Genomic DNA, 18,727 nt, shown 5'->3' on the forward strand with positions numbered 1-18,727 from the left:
CCGGCAGACCGCCCCCGTCAGTGCGTGTTTGGCGGCACTTCCAATGCCCTTGACTTCCTGCCCCTTGACCGTTCCGGTAACCGCCGCTTTATCCCGGTCATGGTGTACCCGGAGCAAGCCGAGGTTCACATTCTGGAGGACGAAGCCGCTTCCAGAGCCTATATCGGGCAGATGTGGGCGGAAGCAATGGAGATTTATAAAAGTGGCAGGTTCAAGCTGGCGTTCAGCCCCGCCGTGCAGCGGTATCTCAAGGAACACCAGCGGGATTTCATGCCAGAGGACACCAAAGCCGGGATGATACAGGCATACCTTGATAAGTACACCGGGAGCATGGTCTGCTCCAAGCAGCTTTACAAGGAAGCCTTGAACCATGCCTTTGACGAGCCGAAGCAATGGGAAATCCGGGAAATCAACGAGATAATGAACCAGTGCATTACCGGATGGCGGTACTTCCCGAACCCAAGAATGTTTTCCGAATACGGCAGACAAAAGGGCTGGGAGCGTGAAAACCCGGCAACGGAATCCGGCAATCCGTCTGAAAAAACGATGGACGGTTTTGTGGAGGTCACAGAACAGATGGAGCTTCCCTTCTGAAAAGGACAGCCCGTTGCACCCCCTGTTGCTATCCCGTTGCCGAGCCGGTTGCCAGGGGAAATCCCTTATTTCCGGGCTTTTCTCCTTTATAACAACCAAAACAACAGAAAAATAAAAGAAAAGTATAAATAGTAACCATCGCCAGATTGAGATTGTTTGCAAGGTCTTTTGAAGCCCGTTGCCGGACTTCGTTGCCGACACCCTCTGTCTGGCTGTTTTCATGTATGGAGGATAACTGCCTATGGCAAATAATAAGATGAACATGGAAGGAAATAATTACTCAGATATTCCGGTGTGGCGTAGATATACGCTTACCATTGAGGAAGCAGCCAGATATTATCATATCGGCGAAGGAAAACTGAGAACGCTTATTGACACACATCCCAATGAGGATTTTTATGTGATGAACGGCAATCGTGCCCTCATTAAGCGTGAGAAATTTGAACGGTATCTGGATCAGGCTACTGCTGTGTAAACAGAGCTGACAGATTTACCGATTTCACATGATATAACTATGCGGAGAGCTGGATTTGTGCTATGATAAGAGTGCAAGTCTGGCTCTCTTTTTTGAAAGGAGAGTTCACGATGAGTGAGAAAAGACGAGATAACCGTAATCGGATTTTGCGAGAGGGCGAGTACCAGCGTAAAGATGGGAGGTATCGGTTCCGCTATATTGATGAGGACGGAAAAGAGAAAAATGTATACAGTTGGCGTTTGGACAAGAATGACCCAATGCCAAAAGGGAAGAAGCGGGAGCCTTCCCTGCGTGAGAAAGAAAAACAGATTGAAGCGGATTTGTTTGACCGTATCGTAACCAACGGTGGCAACTATACTGTTTTGGAACTGGTAGAAAAGTACGTTTCATTGAAAACAGGAGTTCGTCACAATACGGTTGCCGGATATAAAACGGTCATCAATATGCTGAAAAAAGAGAGTTTTGGGAATCTGCGAATTGATAAGGTGCGTTTGTCAGACGCAAAGGCATGGTTGATTAAGCTCCAACAAATTGATGGGCGGGGATACAGTTCCATTCATTCTATCCGGGGAGTCCTCAGACCAGCATTTCAGATGGCGGTAGACGATGATTTGCTTCGTAAAAACCCATTTGAATTTGAGCTTGCATCCGTCATTGTCAATGATTCTGTTACCAGAGAAGCGATTACCCGAAAGCAGCAGAGAGATTTGCTAAAGTTTATTCAGGAAGATAAACATTTTAGCAGATACTATGATGCAATCTATATTCTTTTTCACACAGGGCTTCGTATCTCAGAGTTCTGTGGGCTGACGGTTTCAGAAATCGAGTTTGGAGAAATGCGTATCAAGGTAGACCATCAGTTACAGCGTACTGCACAGATGCAGTATGTAATTGAAGAACCAAAAACTGACAAAGGCATCCGCTATGTGCCGATGACGGAAGCTGTCGCAGCGTGTTTTCGCAGAATCATTGCCAACCGCAAGACACCAAAAGTTGAACCGATGGTGGAAGGATATGCAGGATTTTTGTTTCTGGATAAAAACGATATGCCGATGGTTGCCCTTCACTGGGAAAAGTATCTGGAGCATATTATTCAGAAATATAATAAAATTTATCGCATCCAGATGCCGAAAGTTACCCCTCATGTATGCAGGCACACCTTTTGCTCTAATATGGCAAAATCCGGTATGAATCCGAAAACCTTGCAGTATATCATGGGTCACGCAGACATCAGTGTAACCTTGAACACTTACACCCATGTGAATTTTGATGATGCAAAGGAAGAAGTATATCGGATAGCGAATAGTTAAAAAAGCCCGTTGGTAAGGACGCTTGCTTTACCAACGGATTTACCAAGATTGCAGGGAAAAATATAAGAAAATACGAGAAGATTTGAGAAGATACCTTGAAAAGAAAGGAAAACTCAAAAGTCGGAAAACCCTGAAATATCAAGCGTTTGAGAAGAAATACAAGACTTAAATGGAGATATGAAAAGATGATTAAAGTACTATTTATTTGCCACGGCAATATATGTCGGTCGCCGATTTCCGAATATGTTTTAAAGGACATGGTGGAGAAACGCGGTTTAACCGATGCGTTTGAGATTGCTTCAGCAGCAACCAGTACGGAAGAAATATGGAATGGCAAAGGTAACCCGATTTATCCGCCGGCTCAGGCAGAATTGAGAAGACACGGCATTGGTGAAACCACCTATACGAATTTCAGCGGTAAGCGTGCCCGACAGGTGACAAAGCAGGATTATCAGTATTATGATTATCTGTTGTGTGCAGACAGCAATAATATCAGAAATACATTGCGAATTACCGGTCCTGATAAAGAAGGAAAAGTAAAGCTTCTGTTAGACTTTACGGATAGACCGGGAAGGTCTATTGCGGATCCATGGTATACAGGGGATTTTAAGGAGACGTATAGAGATGTCTATGAAGGGTGTACAGCTTTATTAGAAAAATTAGGATTTTAAACAAGAGCAGTATGCATATTTTATTATCAAGAGATATAAGATATGTGTACTGCTCCATATTTTTATTCGGCATTAAAAACTGTTTCAATTACCTCAGCTGCTTCTAAGGCACGCTGAATGATATGCTGCCCTTCTTTGGCAATCGGGACATAAGGCATCTGGAAATTCTGACTGGTCAGAAAGGCACCGGCTAATTGGAAGATATAACGATCATAGCCGTCGGACATATTTTCCAGAACCTTGCCATTGTCTTCCATTAATTGAAGATTCTGATTCTTGCCAATGGTCATATCGTTTAAAATATCCAACATAACAATGAAATGTTCCATATCCCAGCTGGACAGATACATACATTTACACAGGCCTTTGTTGAAAAAAGGATAATTGCAGTAACAGTTCAGCAATTCAGAAAATCGGCTTCGGTGTTCAGGGGTTTCGAACAATCCCTTGATTTCAAGTTCACGCAGACATCGATAGTTGATATTCATTTCACAACACTCCCTATGAAACTAATTTAATGTATTTATTTTAACAGGAAAATGTTGACATTAAAAGGGGAAAAAAGGAAATGTTCGATGAAAAAAAACAGTATATAGGCAACAAAAAGGCATAAAAAAGCATGAAAATGTATAGAGCGTGAGATTGTCTGCAGGAAGCGGTGGAGAAGTATGTTATAGCTATGCAGAATAGGCGCAGACGGGTGCTCCCGTTACAGCAGCGGGGATATGATTGTATCCACAGAGAGATTCCTGAGCTGTTTTGGGGATTATGATTGCATAATATGCATCTGTATTCAGAACAGGGGGATAATTGAAGAGTGGTACCGCGGAAGTAATCTTTCGTCTCTTTGGGTCAAGTGACCAGGAGATGGAGGATTTTTTTTATTGCATAGCAAATTGTGCCCTACGCAATAAAATGTTTTGTATGGAATTTTCAGGAGTCATCATTTCGCCCTGAATTCCCAGCAGGATAAAATTCTGTTTTAGGCTACACGCATTTAGGATACGCATGTTACGACAGGAGGAAGATGAGAATGAGAGAACAAGACAGAGGAAAAATCAAGACACCGTTTATGCTGGCATTTTCGGTGGGCGCCGTTCTTTTTTCGGCTCATGCCGGCGGCGGTAAAGCCATTGATACATGTAAAGTTCTGGCGCATTCAACGAATCGTCCGTTTTTTACATTCCCAACAATTGCTTCAACCTGTGCTTCCTGTACAAGCCTTGGCATTGTGTATCATCCGGATGGCAGTTTGAGAGAATATTCTTTTTCAAAAATTCCGCCGAACCATATCTTTATTAATACACAGATTATTGCTGAGGCACCGGATATTTACCTGTGGGCAGGTATGGGTGATACAATGGCCAAGCATTATGAGTGCGCGATTTCTTCCAGAAATGATATTCCGGCCCACAGTGATGCCATGGGTATTGCTTTAAGTTCCATGTGTGCCGTACCGATCATGCGCTGGGGCGAAAAGGCTTTGGCCGACTGCCAAGCACAGAAGAAAACGGTCATCTTCACGGTGAGGTTGTTTCCTATGGTATCCTTGTTATGCTGACCATCGACAAACAGTATGCAGAAAGGGATACCCTGTATAAATTCAGCCGTTCCATTGGTCTGCCAACAAGACTGGCAGATATCCATGCCAAAGCAGAAGATCTGGCAAAAGTCACAGCTAAGGCACTGGTGGGTATTGATGTAAGAGTTTATTCATACACAGTGACAGAGCAGATGATCGTGGACGGTATCATGGAACTGGAGGCCTATGATGAAAAAATGCGCTAAAAACGCATGGATGTGACAAAAAATTGTACATAATATTCCCGTAAAAGAGGTTGCAATTCTTCTCAGAGGGTGGTAACATAAAGACAGCAAATCAATAAAGTGATTACCGGGAGATTAGAGCAAGGTAAGTAGAGCGAGACAATCGCTCTATTTCCCTTGCTTTTTATTTTCCCGTTTGGCTGTTAAGCAGAAATAGAAAGGAGATTGGATTTATGTATGATGTAGCGATTATCGGTGCCGGTGTGACAGGAAGCGCCATCGCAAGGGAGTTATCAAGATATCAGTTAAATGTCTGTGTCATTGAACGTGAGGAGGATGTTTGCTGCGGCACATCCAAGGCCAACAGTGCCATTATTCATGCGGGTTTTGATGCTGTACCCGGCACATTAAAGGCAAAGGTTAATGTTAAAGGCAATGCCATGATGGATCAGATTGCAAAAGAGTTGGATATTCCGTTTAAGAGAAATGGTTCTATGGTTGTATGCACAAAAGACCAGGATCCGAAAGGATTGGAAGTACTGATGGAGAGAGGCAAGGCCAATGGCGTGCCGGACCTTCAGATTCTTGACCGTGAGGCACTGATCGCTATGGAACCGAATCTCAGTGATGATGTTGTATGTGCATTGTTTGCACCGACAGGTGGCATTGTATGTCCTTTCCATATGACCATGGGTTATGCTGAAAACGCATGCAGCAACGGTGTCGAATTTTCCCTGAATACACAGGTGGATGATATTAAGAAAGTAGAGTCAGGCTATGAGCTGGCAGTGACACATACTGACAGCGGCAAAAAAGAGACAAAAACAGCGAAGGTTGTCATCAATGCAGCCGGTGTTTATGCAGATACACTGAATAATATGGTCAGCGAACATAAGTTGCATATTACAGCAAGAAAAGGTGAATATATGCTGCTGGACAAAGATGCAGGCAAGCATGTATCTCATACAATTTTTCAGCTGCCGTCCAAGATGGGCAAAGGTGTTCTTGTGAGCCCGACGGTTCACGGCAATCTGCTGGTTGGACCGACTGCCGTAGATGTGGAAGATAAAGAAGCGGTTAATACAACCCAGGCCGGACTGGATTCCCTCGGACGTACCGCTTCTCTCAGTGTGAAGAATGTACCCCTTCGTCAGGTGATTACATCTTTTGCAGGTCTTCGTGCCCATGAAGCCGGTGATGATTTTGTGATTGGTGAAGCAGAAGATGCCAAAGGTTTTATCAATGTGGCAGGTATTGAGTCTCCGGGACTTTCATCTGCACCGGCTATTGCAGTGATGGTGGCAGACAGGGTGAAAGAGATGCTGAATCCTGAAGTTAACGACAAGTTCAACCCGATCAGAAAAGGCATTCTTCATCCGGATACACTGACACTGGAAGAAAGAAATGAACTGATTAAGAAACAGCCTGCATACGGCAATATTATCTGCCGTTGTGAGATGATCACGGAGGGTGAGATTCTGGATGCCATTCACCGTCCGCTGGGGGCACGTTCCCTGGATGGTGTGAAACGTCGTACAAGAGCCGGTATGGGACGCTGCCAGGCAGGCTTCTGTTCACCGAGAACTATGGAAATTCTTGAGCGTGAAGTGCCAATGAGCATGTTTGACATTACAAAGAACGGTGTTGGTTCCAATATCGTTATCGGTACCAACAAGGAATTATAGGAGGGCGCATGATGAAAGCATATGATTTGATTATTATTGGCGGTGGCCCTGCTGGTCTGGCAGCCGCTGTTGCTGCAAGAGACAATGGTATTGAAAGTATTCTGATTCTTGAAAGAGACAAACAGCTTGGCGGTATTCTGAACCAGTGTATCCACAACGGTTTCGGTCTTCATACATTTAAAGAAGAACTGACAGGGCCTGAATATGCAGCAAGATTTATCGAACAGGTCAAAGAGAGAAAGATTGAATATAAATTAAATACAATGGTCATGGATATTTCCCATGAAAAAGTTGTCACTGCCATGAACCGTGAGGAAGGCATGATTCTTCTTCAGGCCAAAGCCGTGATTCTGGCCATGGGATGTCGTGAACGTTCAAGAGGTGCTTTGAATATTCCGGGTTATCGTCCGGCAGGTATTTACTCCGCAGGTACCGCACAGCGTCTGGTGAACATGGAAGGCTATATGCCGGGCCGTGAAGTGGTTATCCTTGGTTCCGGTGATATCGGCCTGATCATGGCAAGACGTATGACACTGGAAGGTGCCAAAGTGAAGGTTGTGGCAGAGCTGATGCCTTATTCCGGCGGATTAAAGAGAAATATTGTTCAGTGCCTGAATGATTTCGATATTCCGCTGAAACTCAGTCATACAGTTGTTGATATTGAAGGCAAAGACCGTGTAAAAGCAGTTACAATTGCAGAGGTTGGCCCTGACCGCCGTCCGATTCCGGGCACGGAAGAACGCTATGAATGTGATACACTGCTTCTGTCCTGTGGTCTGATCCCAGAAAATGAGCTGAGCAAGAGTGCCGGTGTTGACTTAAGCCCGATTACATCCGGACCGATTGTCAATGACAGTCTGGAAACCAATATCGACGGCGTATTTGCCTGCGGCAACGTGCTGCATGTGCATGACCTGGTGGATTATGTTTCCCAGGAAGCCGGAACAGCCGGAAAAAATGCAGCAGCTTATATTAAGGAGGGCAAGACAGCCGATGCAAAAACTGTTGAAATTTTGCCGGTAGATGGTGTGCGTTACACAGTGCCGAAATATATCCGTCCGACAGAAATGGAAGATACCCTGACAGTTCGTTTCCGTGTAGGAGATGTTTACAAGAACTGTGCCATTGCGACTTATTTTGATGATGAACTCATCAGCAAACGTAAACGTCCGGTCATGGCACCGGGAGAAATGGAGCAGGTGATCCTGCAGAAATCCAAACTGGCAGATTACCCTGATTTGAAGCATATTACAATCAAAATTGAGGAGGCATAACGAATGGAAACAAGAGAATTAACCTGTATCGGCTGTCCTTTGGGATGCGCTCTCACAGTGACAATGAATGGTAAAGAAGTTGTAGAAGTCAAAGGCAACACTTGCAAAAAGGGCGATATTTATGCCAGAAAAGAAGTCACTAATCCGACACGTATCGTCACGACAACTGTCAGAGTCAGCGGCGGCGCTGCTCCGATGATCAATGTCAAAACACAGTCCGATATTCCGAAGGATAAGATTTTTGAATGTGTAGCAGCATTAAAAGGTGTGACAATTCAGGCACCGGTGGCTATCGGTGATGTTGTCCTTGAAAATGTGGCAGGTACAGGCGTCAATATTGTGGCAGCAGGTGCAGTTGAGGCGGCATAATAGATTGAATAAAAACTGAATGGATGAAAATAGCATGAGGTAAATATACATAGGTACATTCAGAGTGGGATGTTTGAAGATTGCGAATGCTGCCGCATAAAATATTAGCCGGTATATATTGATTTTAGGATCAATATGTACCGGCTGTTTTATCTTTTGTAAACAGGATTCCTCTTGTTAATATTGGTTTGAGTATAACTGTTTACAATTTATTAATTTCTTCATTTGTAGGATGAGCTTTCAGTCAGATTAAAGATGGAATTCTTTAAACAATTGTTCCTGGTATTCGCTGTCGTCATCTTCAGAATTCTCTGTTTTGTCAGGGCTTTCAACATATTTCAAGAAATTAACCAGTTCTTTTGGTTCATCGGAGTCGTTTTTCCCTTTTGTGCTTAACCATATAGTGTGGCTGCCGTTAGGAATTATTTGGGCATTTTCTTTACAGAGGTTAAAAAGTGTATATCGGTAAAGTTGGCTGCCAACTGGGGCATAGTCACAGATAAAGATGACAAAGGCAAAGGCAACTTATATTGACCAGAGCTATACAGCAACCAATGCAACGGGTGACATTGTTGCGGCTACTTGTGTATCTGTGACAGAGGGTACGCTGGATTGTACAGTACCGGCGTGTATAGATGAGGTAAAAAAATAACGCTGCAGATTTGGTCTTTTTGTGTCTTGCGAAGCAGACTGTTTCATTATATAATGAGCGTTAGCAAGAAATGTGTCATCATCTGCAATAGTTGCTTAAGCTTGAGAAAGTCTTTTTCGTGATGACACAAACAGGAATGATGGCAGAATGAGGGATAGAAAATGAACAGAGAGTTCAAAGACGCGTTGGAGGATTCTCCGGTCATCGCGGCAATTAAGGATGAATATGGTTTAAAAGAATGCCTGAAAAGTGATATTCGGGTTGTTTTTATTTTATATGGAGATATCTGTAATATTGCAGATATCGTAGATGCAGTGAAACAGACAGGCAAGATGGCACTGGTTCATCTGGATCTGATCAATGGGCTGTCAGCCAAAGATGTAGCGGTAGATTTTATTAAGAAATATACGAAGGCCGACGGTATTATTTCCACTAAACCGGCGCTGATCAAGCATGCCGGGGAGATCGGACTGACATCGGTGCTGCGGTTGTTTGTCATCGATTCCATGGCATATGAGAATATTCAGAAGCATGTGAAGGGGGCAAGACCGGATGTCATCGAAGTATTGCCGGCACTGATGCCGAAAGTGGTGAAAAAGGTCTGTCGGATATCACAGATTCCGGTTATTGCCGGTGGACTTGTGTCAGACAAGGAAGATGTGATGTCTCTTTTGCAGGTAGGGGTTGTCAGTGTATCATCCACCAATAAGGATATATGGTTTATGTAGATGTTTAGGATAATCAACGGAAATCTCCGGGGATCCGATGACTGACTTGGATGATGGACAGGAAGGGACAGATAAAAAGTCAATTGGTATAGGAAAGAATGAGGAAATAGAAAATGGTTGTTTATTTTATAAGACATGGGGAAACGGATTTTAATAAGCGATGTTTGATCCAGGGGATGAGTGATATTCCTTTAAATGATAAGGGAATCCATCAGGCAGAACTTGCTGCAGACTGGTTTAAGCAGCAGGGTATTGTCTTCGATGAGGTTTTTTCAAGTCCGTTGGTGCGGGCAAGAAAAACAGCGGCAATTGTATCAGGCAGAACTTTTGAGGAAGTGCATCCGGATGCAAGAATTCAGGAGATGGACTTTGGCGTGGATGAAGGAAAGCTTTACTCGATGATCAGGGATTTATTTGATGCGCCGGAAGCTTATGTTCCGCCGGAAAGAGCAGAGAGTATTCAGATGCTTCAAGAACGTGTCCAGAAGTTCCTGGACATGCTGTCGGATCTTTCAAAACAAAATAAAGAAGTTCACACGGTACTTGCTGCATCCCATGGTGCTGCCCTCAGGGGGATCATGAGCTGCATCGATCATTGTGAACTGAAGGATTTCTGGCGATCAGGGCTGTCTAATTGCTGTATCTATAAAACTCATCTGGAGAATGGAATCTGGGTGGAAGATGGTCTACTGCATCCGATAGAAGCAGCTGAACGTTTGGAACAGGAAGCACAGGCGAAATAGGGCATGATTGAAAAGTTAATGCAATTAGTTGACAAAAAACTGCTGCGATTTATTATTGTGGGGTGTATCAATACGATTGTCGGTACAGCCATTATGTTTGGACTTTATAATCTGGCATCTTGCAGCTATTGGGTCTCATCAGCAGCAAATTATATTCTGACCAGTATTCTCAGTTTCTTTTTAAATAAATACTTCACCTTCCGGAATAAAGAACGTTCATGGAAGCAGGTGATGCGCTTTGCTGTCAACATCGCGGTATGTTATATACTGGCTTACGGTATTGCAAAACCGGCGGTGATGTACGTGATGGCGGGCGCAGGACAGAAGATACAAGAGAATGCAGCCATGTTGGCAGGAATGTGTCTTTTCACTGGATTCAATTATCTGGGACAGCGTTTGTTTACCTTTAAAGAGTAGTTGCTTTGGCTGCGGCTGAAGGCATTGTATGGCACAAAAGTCTTTATTTTTGAAAAAATTTAAATTTTTTCAAAAAAAGGCTTGCATTTTTCTAAAGCATCTGGTATTATAAATGAGCACGCAGAAGTGGCGGAATGGCAGACGCGCTAGATTCAGGTTCTAGTGAGGTAACACTCGTGTGGGTTCAACTCCCATCTTCTGCATGATTTATAAAAACCTGAACAAGATGGGAATCCTTGGAAATCAAGGGTTCCTATTTTGTTTTTACGATTGATTCGAAAGACAATGATTGAACACGTTTTGAACACGTCCGAACATCAACCGGGTATACACCAGAATTCCACCAAAAAAGAAAGGAACGGCTTATTGCAGAACCTTTCTTTTTTTGTGTGGGCAAAGCCAATAAGTTATGATAAAATAAATGGGAAAATCATTAAATTTTTAAAGGGTTTTCTTTAAAAAAGTACAGTTAGGCATGCTAAGCTAAAGTGACGATTAATAGACACATATGCATATGATTGATGGTTGTAAATTATATTGTCCATTAATATAATACTTTTTGTGAGAAAATCAACGTGATATCTATTAATAGAACATATTTATGAAAAAGGAGCAGTTTACATGAGAAACGCATTTCGGATTTTCCGCCGTGACATGGGGCGGCTGTTGCGTAATCCTGCAGCACTGTTGGTTATTATTGGTGTGTCGATTATTCCTTCGCTTTATGCCTGGTTTAATATCGCTGCCAATATTGATCCCTACGCCAACACGAGCGGTATCAAGGTAGCAGTAGCCAACAATGACAAGGACGCTTCCAGTAATGATCTGGAGATTAATGCCGGTGATGAGATTATATCGAATTTGAAGGAGAATGATCAGCTTGGGTGGACCTTTGTTGATGAAGAACAGGCCATTGAAGGGGTGAAATCAGGTGAGTACTATGCAGCCATTGTTATTCCTGAGGATTTCAGCAGTTCCCTTCTCAGTATTTTGTCAGGAGAGCTGAAGACACCGGAATTAGAGTACTATATCAACGAGAAGGCCAATGCTATTGCACCGAAGATTACAAGCAGCGGTGCCAGTGCGATTCAGTCTCAGATTAATAGTACGTTTTCATCTATCGCAGCGGAATCAGTATCAGATATTTTGAAGGATGCTGTATCGGATGTGGCAGATTCTGTGGGGCGTGTGAACTCCGATATTAATGAGATGTTGGAAAAAGCCAATGACAATATCAAGGAATATGAAGATCTGTTAAGTAATTTTGGTTCCCATTCAATTGATACCCATGATCTTATAGAGAATGCGGGACATGCAGCCAATTCTTTGAATAAAGCGGCAAAATCCGGATCATCAGCTCTTGAGGACGCAGACCAGGTGATGAAGAAGACAAGAGATGCGGCGGGAGATTTTTCCTCTGCTTTATCTAAATCTTTATCAGATGGTGAACAGCTGCTGAACAAGGCACATAGTACAGCAGCTGAGGGCCTTACGGATCTTGAAACAAAAGCAGGCAAGATTAATACAACAGTCGGTGATGCACTGGATGCGGTGAATACAGTTGTTGATCTGAATGCGGAGATTCTCAATAATCTTCAGGATCTGTCGGACAAGATTGGTGACGAGGTCGATGGTGAGATTGCCACCGGAATTATTGACCGTCTGAATGAGAACCTTGCCAGATTAAGAGACCAGAATGACAGAAACAAGGAACTGGTTGTGAACCTGACAGAAGGGAATGAAGGTATCGGAGATGCCATTACGACAACTTCTGATACACGAAAGCAGATTGCTTCTGTTACTTCAGACAGCATCGATGGACTGCATTCTTTCAGAACAGCGCTTGATACGAACGTATTGCCGCAGCTGAATCAGACACTGGATACATTCTCAAGTCTGACCGGTGAGCTGACAGGACTGCTCAATGGCGTGCCTTCAACATCAGAACAGCTCAAAGCTGTTCTGAATCAGCTGGATACAAGTCTCAGTGATGTCAAATCGGCCTTAACAGGTACAAAGTCAGCACTGGCTTCTGTCAGTGATCGTCTGGATGATATTCAGAGCGATGTCAATGCGATTATCAGTTCCGAAGCTTATCAGAAGCTGCTTTCACTGGAAGGTATTGATGCGGATACGATTGCATCATTTATGGAATCTCCGGTTGAGCTTGAGACAGAGACTTATTTTGAAGTAGCGAATTACGGTTCTTCTATGATTCCGTTTTATACAAACCTGGCAATCTGGGTTGGCGGTATCGTATTGATCGCGATTCTCAAAATGGAAGTAGATCGTGATGAATCTATGAAATATTATAAACCGTCGGAAATGTACATGGGACGCTGGCTGCTGTTTGTTGTTGTCGGCATGGTACAGGGCTTTATCGTGTGTCTGGGAGATATTTTCCTGCCGGGAGCACAGGTGGTAGAGCCGGTCAGAATGGTTATTCTCGGTGTAGTTTGCTCCTTTGTATATGTGAATATTATTTATGCCTTATCTCTGACATTTAAGCATATTGGTAAAGCATTGTGCGTTATTCTTGTTATTTTGCAGATTCCGGGTTCTTCAGGTACTTATCCTGTAGAAATGGCACCGGTATTTTTCCAGAATGTGCATCCGTTCCTGCCTTTTGCCTATGGTGTCGGGGCCATGCGTGAATGTGTTGCAGGATTATATGGCAATACTTATATAAAGGATATTTTAATTCTGTTGTTGTGCTACGTGCCGCTTTCACTGCTGATCGGCCTTGGGCTCAGACCGGCCCTCAGAGGACTGAATGCATTGTTTGACAAGAAACTGGCAGAGACAGAATTCATGATCTGTGAAGAGCCGGATGAGGAACTGAGCAGACATGAACAGTTGACAATGCTTTTGAAAGCCTCTTTATCGATTGAGAATCTTCGTGAAGAAACGGCTGCGAAGGCTCAGGCCTTTGAAAAGAATTACGGTAAGATGGTGAAAGCCGGATTTGCCGCTATTATCATCATTCCGCTGATCTTTCTGATATTGATGTTCAGTCTGGAATCCAAGATCGTTTTCCTGACACTTTGGATCATATCCATCATTGCGATTTCTGTATGGCTGATCGTTGTAGAATTTATACATAACAAGCTTGAAGAGCAGCAAAAGATTGCAGGTATGTCCTTTGATGAAATGCTTGAAAAATTCCGTGGAAAGGAGGAAGAATAATGAAAAATATTTTTCGGATTTTCAAAAATGATGTATCCAGAATTCGTTCAAATGTTATCGCCATGATCGTTATCATGGGTATTACTGTTATTCCGACTCTTTATGCATGGTTTAATATTGCTGCAAGCTGGGATCCTTACGGCAATACAGGCAATCTGAAGATTGCAGTTGCCAGTCTGGATGAAGGCTATGACAGTGAGCTGATCAATGTGAACCTGAATCTGGGCGATCAGATTTTGGACACCCTCAAAGAAAATGATAATTTTAACTGGGTCTTCACAGAAGCGGATGATGCATCTTCCGGTGTCAAATCCGGTAAGTATTTTGCAGCATTGGTTATTCCGGAAGATTTCAGTCGAAATCTCATGAGTATTTTCTCGAAGGATGTTGTTCATCCGACGATTACCTACTATGAGAATGAGAAATCCAATGCGATTGCTCCGATTGTCACTACGAAAGGCGCCAATGCGGTTCAGCAGCAGGTGAATGAGACTTTCCTGGATACAATTTCCAAGACAGCTCTTGAAGCCCTGCAGCTGGTGAATACAGCTTCCAAGGAAGCGGGAGATGAATCTATTATCGATAATCTGGCATCTTCCCTTTCGCAGATTTCCACGAATCTGGGTAATGCTGCGGATACCGTACAATCTTTTTCTGATATGACACAGGCCGGTGCACTGATGCTGGATACAACAACGGAGTTCCTGCAGCAGTCCGGTTCTGGTACAAAGAACAGTATTGCGGCGATTGACAAAGCCGGTGACGGTATTGATTCGCTGAACAGCGCCTTGTCCGGAACCACATCTACAATCAGTGATGCACTGGCACAGAATGCGGAATTTTATACAGCTGTTTCTGATGCCGTGGGAAAAGCACTGAATTCCTATACAGATGATGCAGCAGCATCTGCAAAAGCTTTGTATACAGTCAGTGACAGGGTACAGAGGATTATTGACAAGTATACAGAGATTGAGAATTCGCTGACAGCCATCGGCGATGAATTCCCGGATCTGACAATATTGAATTCTGCCATCAAAGATATCAACAACCTGATTGATACAGCCATTGATCGTCAGACAGCCATCAAGAATAAGATTGAAGATGCTGCATCTAAGGTGACGGATGCCACTGCAGATGCTGCTACATTGAAGAAAGAAATTGATGATCTTATTTCACAGACAACAAGTTCTGTATCTGCTGTCAAGAATACCTATGAGAAGAATGTTAAGAGTAATCTGGATGATCTGGCAGACAGCCTGACCAATACAGGTGATTCGGTGTCAAGCCTTCTGACACAGCTTAACAGCAGTGTGAAGGATATCTCAAAGGTGACAGATTCTGCGTCCTCTGATCTGACGGATGTACAGAATGTACTGGATGACTCTGTTAAGTTATTGAATGAAGCATCTGATAAGCTGTCCACAGTATCAAAGAGAATTACGGAGGAAGGCAGCCTGGATGCACTGACAGACCTGCTTCAGGAGAGTCCTGAAGATATGGCGGCATTTATTGCGTCGCCGGTTAAGCTTCATGAGAATCAGATTTATCCGATTGAGAATTATGGTTCAGCGATGGCACCTTTCTACTCAACATTGGCTATCTGGGTTGGTGCGGTTGTTATGGCGGCTATGCTGAAGGTAAATGTATCTGAATCAACCAAAGAGAAACTGTTCCATCCAATGGAACATCAGCTGTATCTGGGACGTATGATTTTGCTTATTTGCATCGGAATCCTGCAGAGTGCATTGATTTGTCTGGGAGATTTATATTTCCTTGGCATCCAATGCGAGCATCCGTTCCTGTTTGTTGTTACGGGATGTTTCTCGAGTCTTGTATATGTAAACATTATTTATGCACTGACGGTTTCCTTCGGAGATATCGGTAAAGCCGTAGCAGTTGTACTGATGGTTATGCAGGTAGCCGGAAGCGGCGGTACATTCCCAATCGAATGTGCACCGAAGTTCTTCCAGGCTGTTTATCCGATGCTTCCGTTTGTGCATAGTATGAACGCTATGCGTGAATGTATTGCAGGATTCTATGATAACTATTATATGGTTGAGATGGGCAAGATGGCGCTGTATCTGGTTCCTTCACTGCTTCTTGGTCTGCTTCTCAGAAAACCGATCATCAAGTTAAATAATGCCTTTATTGAGAAACTTGAAAGTACAAAACTTATTTAAAAATTCCCGGGATGAATGTTACCGGGAAAGGAAAAGCCCCTTTACAGAAAGGGGTTTTTTCTGTACAATGGAACTATTGAAGAATAAGATATTTTGCGGAAGTGAAAGCAATGACATGCTGCAAAATGACAATGAAAGGAAGATATACAATGGCAAATCCAGTTGTAACAATTACAATGACAAACGGAGATGTGATGAAGGCAGAATTGTATCCTGAAATCGCTCCGAATACAGTGAATAACTTTATTTCCCTTGTTCAGAAGGGATTCTATGATGGTCTGATTTTCCACAGAGTCATTCCGGGATTTATGATTCAGGGCGGTGACCCGAAGGGTACAGGTATGGGCGGCCCGGGCTACAGCATCAAGGGCGAGTTTGATATGAACGGTGTAAAGAACAGCCTGAAGCATACAAGAGGTGTTTTGTCTATGGCTCGTTCCATGATGCCGAATTCAGCAGGTTCCCAGTTCTTTATTATGCATGCTGATGCACCGCATCTTGATGGACAGTATGCTGCTTTCGGCAAGGTGATTGAAGGCCTTGATACTGTTGATAAGATTGCTTCTGTAAGAACAGGATGGCAGGACAAACCGGTTGAAGATCAGAAGATCCAGTCTATGACAGTAGAACTGTTCGGAGAGACATACCCGGAACCTGAGAAATGCTAATAGAGCCGTCGCAGTTAGGTGATTGGCTGAGTATGGCTGCCGCAAAATGCCGTCAGCGGATAGAAATCCACGGCGTTTTTGGCAGCCTTTTTTGAACAATATGAAGGGAGGGTGAGAGATGGCAATTCTGGTTGTGAGAATTGAAGATGATTCAACCCTTTTGATGAATGAGTTCTTTGATTATAATGGGGTGTGTTATGGACTGACACGGTCCAGGGAGAAGAATGATGAGATCTGCATCAACCTGGAAGATTTTTATGAGGGAACTGTACAGAGCGAATGTCTGACGGATGTTCCGGTGTTTTTTGTGCAGGAGCGGGACGGCAGCTGGTGTGTGACCGGATGGTACAGGAAAGCGGAAGTCAGAAAGCGGATCCTGAGGCCGTCATTGTTCCTTGAAGGCAATATCCGGGCAGATGTCAGGGATGTCTGGCTGCTTACGGATGAAAGTAGAACGACAACATTTACGGCGCATTTCGGAGAAAGATATTATGAGGTTGTGGAGGAAGATGATGCCCGTTATCAACCGCTTTTGAAAGCGATGGACGACGGCAGTGGACGAAATGCCATGCTGAGGTATGATTGTGTGGATATCTTTCTGCAGAGCACTATACGGAATGGCTATTCGGCCTGCTTAAGAGAGTGTGAAAGGCTGGCACTGGCGCTGATGAGGGAAGAATGTGCGGATCTTGGAGATATTAAGCGGCTGGAAGTATGCGGCCGTCATGCAGCCATTCTGAATGGACGGGAGGCGGATGGTTATTATTATGAAGCTATGGCTGATGAACAGCTTGGAAGAGTACGTCAGGGAATGAAGGCCATAGAGAAAGCCCTTCGTATTGAGCCTGAGGCAGCGGATCTGATGGCGGTAAAGGGACAGCTGCTTGTTGGTATGAACCGGAATGAAGCAGCCGCTCAGTGGTTTCACAAAGCGTGGTCGGAGAGCGGGGATGATGACTATCTGCTTCTTGAAGGAAGGGCCTGGCTGCTGAATGAACAGCCGGACAATGCACTGGTGTGCTTTAAGAAGATCGAGGATCCGATGATTCTTGACACTGCGGGCATCAATCTCAGAGATATGGAGCAAAGATGGCCGCCGGTCAGCGTCAGGAGTTTTCGTCAGAAGTAACTGTTGGGGTAAGCGTGATGAATAAAGGAGTGTGGATAGCATGAGTGAACAGGAGAATATTCTCAAGTTAAAGGAAATGGTTGAAGTGTCAGATAATATTGTATTCTTTGGCGGTGCCGGCGTGTCTACGGAGAGCGGTATTCCGGATTTCAGAAGTGAAACAGGTATTTACAATACCGTCCACAAATACGGCTGTTCACCGGAACAGATTCTTTCCCATACATTTTTTATGAGAAAGCCGGAGATTTTTTATGATTTCTATAAGTCAACCATGGTATACACAGATGCAGAACCGAATGAGGCACACAAAGCACTGGCGAAACTGGAAAAACTTGGCAAACTGAAAGCGGTTGTGACTCAGAATATTGATGGTCTGCATCAGAAAGCGGGATCGGAGAAGGTTTACGAGCTTCATGGCACCATCATGAAGAATTATTGTATGAAATGCGGACAATTCTATGATCTTTCTTATGTGATGAATTCCGAAGGTGTGCCGAGATGTGAGAAGTGCGGCGGCATGGTGAAGCCGGATGTGGTTCTTTATGAGGAAGGATTGGATGATACAACCATCAGTAAGAGTGTACGTGCCATTGCAGAAGCAGATGTACTGATTATCGGCGGTACATCTTTGAATGTTTACCCGGCTGCCGGATTTATTAATTATTATCATGGCAACAAACTGGTGCTGATCAACAAGAGTGAGACACCGTACGATCGTCAGGCAAATCTTCTGATCCATGACAGTATTGGCAAGGTTTTAAAGACCTGTGCGGCAGATTTGTAGATAATGCAGTGCAATCTGAGAAATTCTTTTGTATATTCGATGATGAATGTATATTTTTAGGCACTTTAACTAAAAATATATTGAAATGGGACATA

19 protein-coding genes and 1 tRNA gene are annotated in these 18,727 nt (G+C 43.7%); 19 read left to right on the forward strand and 1 reads right to left on the reverse strand.

From position 1 onward, the window contains the following. From HED67_RS03960 to HED67_RS03975, 4 genes are all read left to right on the forward strand, one after another. On the forward strand, positions 1 to 594 hold a 594-nt coding region (locus tag HED67_RS03960), incomplete at its 5' end, for a virulence-associated E family protein (protein WP_221717593.1). A 241-nt stretch (positions 595 to 835) separates the two neighbouring features. Then, a complete protein-coding gene (locus HED67_RS03965; protein WP_055060291.1) occupies positions 836 to 1,069 on the forward strand; it encodes an excisionase in 234 nt (77 codons plus the stop codon). A gap of 110 nt (positions 1,070 to 1,179) precedes the next feature. Beyond that, positions 1,180 to 2,379 (forward strand): site-specific integrase, encoded by a 1,200-nt coding sequence (locus tag HED67_RS03970; protein ID WP_109216664.1) that lies wholly within the window; start codon positions 1,180 to 1,182, stop codon positions 2,377 to 2,379. Positions 2,380 to 2,564: 185 nt separating this feature from the next. After that, complete coding sequence (locus tag HED67_RS03975; protein ID WP_221717594.1) at positions 2,565 to 3,050, forward strand: low molecular weight protein-tyrosine-phosphatase; 486 nt, start codon at positions 2,565 to 2,567, stop codon at positions 3,048 to 3,050. 62 nt (positions 3,051 to 3,112) lie between these two features. Here HED67_RS03975 and HED67_RS03980 read toward each other — a convergent pair whose 3' ends face one another. After that, positions 3,113 to 3,538 (reverse strand): hypothetical protein, encoded by a 426-nt coding sequence (locus tag HED67_RS03980; RefSeq protein WP_221717595.1) that lies wholly within the window; start codon positions 3,536 to 3,538, stop codon positions 3,113 to 3,115. Between the two features lie 545 nt (positions 3,539 to 4,083). Between HED67_RS03980 and HED67_RS03985 the strand changes: the two genes are divergently transcribed. The 15 genes from HED67_RS03985 (at position 4,084) to HED67_RS04050 (ending at position 18,632) form a co-directional block, all read left to right on the forward strand. After that, positions 4,084 to 4,611, forward strand: a complete 528-nt coding sequence (locus HED67_RS03985; protein ID WP_246612099.1) for an iron-containing alcohol dehydrogenase — start codon at positions 4,084 to 4,086, stop codon at positions 4,609 to 4,611. Beyond that, entirely contained in the window at positions 4,605 to 4,838 is a 234-nt protein-coding gene (locus HED67_RS17000; protein WP_246612100.1) for a hypothetical protein, read from the forward strand. Before HED67_RS03985 ends, HED67_RS17000 begins: the two co-directional genes overlap by 7 nt. A gap of 212 nt (positions 4,839 to 5,050) precedes the next feature. After that, positions 5,051 to 6,502, forward strand: coding sequence for an NAD(P)/FAD-dependent oxidoreductase (locus HED67_RS03990; RefSeq protein ID WP_221717596.1), 1,452 nt, complete (start codon positions 5,051 to 5,053; stop codon positions 6,500 to 6,502). An 11-nt stretch (positions 6,503 to 6,513) separates the two neighbouring features. Beyond that, entirely contained in the window at positions 6,514 to 7,776 is a 1,263-nt protein-coding gene (locus HED67_RS03995) for an NAD(P)/FAD-dependent oxidoreductase (protein WP_015513414.1), read from the forward strand. A 3-nt stretch (positions 7,777 to 7,779) separates the two neighbouring features. After that, a complete protein-coding gene (locus tag HED67_RS04000) occupies positions 7,780 to 8,145 on the forward strand; it encodes a DUF1667 domain-containing protein (RefSeq protein ID WP_015513415.1) in 366 nt (121 codons plus the stop codon). Between the two features lie 505 nt (positions 8,146 to 8,650). Then, on the forward strand, positions 8,651 to 8,797 hold the full coding sequence (locus HED67_RS04005) for a hypothetical protein (RefSeq protein ID WP_221717597.1): 147 nt from the start codon (positions 8,651 to 8,653) through the stop codon (positions 8,795 to 8,797). 161 nt (positions 8,798 to 8,958) lie between these two features. Further along, on the forward strand, positions 8,959 to 9,525 hold the full coding sequence (locus HED67_RS04010; protein WP_215632043.1) for a glycerol-3-phosphate responsive antiterminator: 567 nt from the start codon (positions 8,959 to 8,961) through the stop codon (positions 9,523 to 9,525). A 113-nt stretch (positions 9,526 to 9,638) separates the two neighbouring features. Beyond that, entirely contained in the window at positions 9,639 to 10,268 is a 630-nt protein-coding gene (locus tag HED67_RS04015) for a histidine phosphatase family protein (protein ID WP_221717598.1), read from the forward strand. A gap of 3 nt (positions 10,269 to 10,271) precedes the next feature. Next, positions 10,272 to 10,685: a GtrA family protein gene (locus HED67_RS04020; protein WP_221717599.1), complete on the forward strand. Its 414-nt coding sequence runs from the start codon at positions 10,272 to 10,274 to the stop codon at positions 10,683 to 10,685. Between the two features lie 120 nt (positions 10,686 to 10,805). Next, positions 10,806 to 10,888 (forward strand) — tRNA-Leu (locus HED67_RS04025). A 418-nt stretch (positions 10,889 to 11,306) separates the two neighbouring features. Next, entirely contained in the window at positions 11,307 to 13,871 is a 2,565-nt protein-coding gene (locus HED67_RS04030; RefSeq protein ID WP_221717600.1) for a YhgE/Pip domain-containing protein, read from the forward strand. Then, positions 13,871 to 16,051 carry a YhgE/Pip domain-containing protein gene (locus tag HED67_RS04035; protein WP_221717601.1) on the forward strand — a complete coding sequence of 727 codons (2,181 nt, stop codon included), beginning with the start codon at positions 13,871 to 13,873 and terminating at the stop codon, positions 16,049 to 16,051. The genes HED67_RS04030 and HED67_RS04035 overlap by 1 nt, the downstream gene beginning before the upstream one ends. A 149-nt stretch (positions 16,052 to 16,200) precedes the next feature. After that, entirely contained in the window at positions 16,201 to 16,719 is a 519-nt protein-coding gene (locus HED67_RS04040) for a peptidylprolyl isomerase (protein WP_215632056.1), read from the forward strand. 118 nt (positions 16,720 to 16,837) lie between these two features. Further along, the gene (locus HED67_RS04045; RefSeq protein ID WP_221717602.1) at positions 16,838 to 17,848 is read left to right on the forward strand and encodes a tetratricopeptide repeat protein; all 1,011 of its coding nucleotides are present in this window, start codon (positions 16,838 to 16,840) and stop codon (positions 17,846 to 17,848) included. Between the two features lie 40 nt (positions 17,849 to 17,888). Beyond that, positions 17,889 to 18,632: an NAD-dependent protein deacylase gene (locus HED67_RS04050; RefSeq protein ID WP_221717603.1), complete on the forward strand. Its 744-nt coding sequence runs from the start codon at positions 17,889 to 17,891 to the stop codon at positions 18,630 to 18,632. Positions 18,633 to 18,727: the final 95 nt, after the last annotated feature.

It is taken from the genome of Pseudocoprococcus catus (assembly GCF_019734885.1).
Lineage (GTDB): Bacteria > Bacillota > Clostridia > Lachnospirales > Lachnospiraceae > Coprococcus_A > Coprococcus_A catus.

Bases quoted from the DNA above. Each gene is read 5' to 3' on its own strand.
- HED67_RS04030 (WP_221717600.1), top strand. From the start codon at position 11,307: ATGAGAAACGCATTTCGGATTTTCCGCCGTGACATGGGGCGGCTGTTG.
- HED67_RS04040 (WP_215632056.1), top strand. From the start codon at position 16,201: ATGGCAAATCCAGTTGTAACAATTACAATGACAAACGGAGATGTGATG.
- HED67_RS04010 (WP_215632043.1), top strand. From the start codon at position 8,959: ATGAACAGAGAGTTCAAAGACGCGTTGGAGGATTCTCCGGTCATCGCG.
- HED67_RS04005 (WP_221717597.1), top strand. From the start codon at position 8,651: ATGACAAAGGCAAAGGCAACTTATATTGACCAGAGCTATACAGCAACC.
- HED67_RS03990 (WP_221717596.1), top strand. From the start codon at position 5,051: ATGTATGATGTAGCGATTATCGGTGCCGGTGTGACAGGAAGCGCCATC.
- HED67_RS04015 (WP_221717598.1), top strand. From the start codon at position 9,639: ATGGTTGTTTATTTTATAAGACATGGGGAAACGGATTTTAATAAGCGA.
- HED67_RS03970 (WP_109216664.1), top strand. From the start codon at position 1,180: ATGAGTGAGAAAAGACGAGATAACCGTAATCGGATTTTGCGAGAGGGC.
- HED67_RS04050 (WP_221717603.1), top strand. From the start codon at position 17,889: ATGAGTGAACAGGAGAATATTCTCAAGTTAAAGGAAATGGTTGAAGTG.
- HED67_RS03985 (WP_246612099.1), top strand. From the start codon at position 4,084: ATGAGAGAACAAGACAGAGGAAAAATCAAGACACCGTTTATGCTGGCA.
- HED67_RS03975 (WP_221717594.1), top strand. From the start codon at position 2,565: ATGATTAAAGTACTATTTATTTGCCACGGCAATATATGTCGGTCGCCG.
- HED67_RS17000 (WP_246612100.1), top strand. From the start codon at position 4,605: ATGCTGACCATCGACAAACAGTATGCAGAAAGGGATACCCTGTATAAA.
- HED67_RS03965 (WP_055060291.1), top strand. From the start codon at position 836: ATGGCAAATAATAAGATGAACATGGAAGGAAATAATTACTCAGATATT.
- HED67_RS04000 (WP_015513415.1), top strand. From the start codon at position 7,780: ATGGAAACAAGAGAATTAACCTGTATCGGCTGTCCTTTGGGATGCGCT.
- HED67_RS04045 (WP_221717602.1), top strand. From the start codon at position 16,838: ATGGCAATTCTGGTTGTGAGAATTGAAGATGATTCAACCCTTTTGATG.
- HED67_RS04020 (WP_221717599.1), top strand. From the start codon at position 10,272: ATGATTGAAAAGTTAATGCAATTAGTTGACAAAAAACTGCTGCGATTT.
- HED67_RS04035 (WP_221717601.1), top strand. From the start codon at position 13,871: ATGAAAAATATTTTTCGGATTTTCAAAAATGATGTATCCAGAATTCGT.
- HED67_RS03995 (WP_015513414.1), top strand. From the start codon at position 6,514: ATGAAAGCATATGATTTGATTATTATTGGCGGTGGCCCTGCTGGTCTG.
- HED67_RS03980 (WP_221717595.1), bottom strand. From the start codon at position 3,538: ATGAATATCAACTATCGATGTCTGCGTGAACTTGAAATCAAGGGATTG.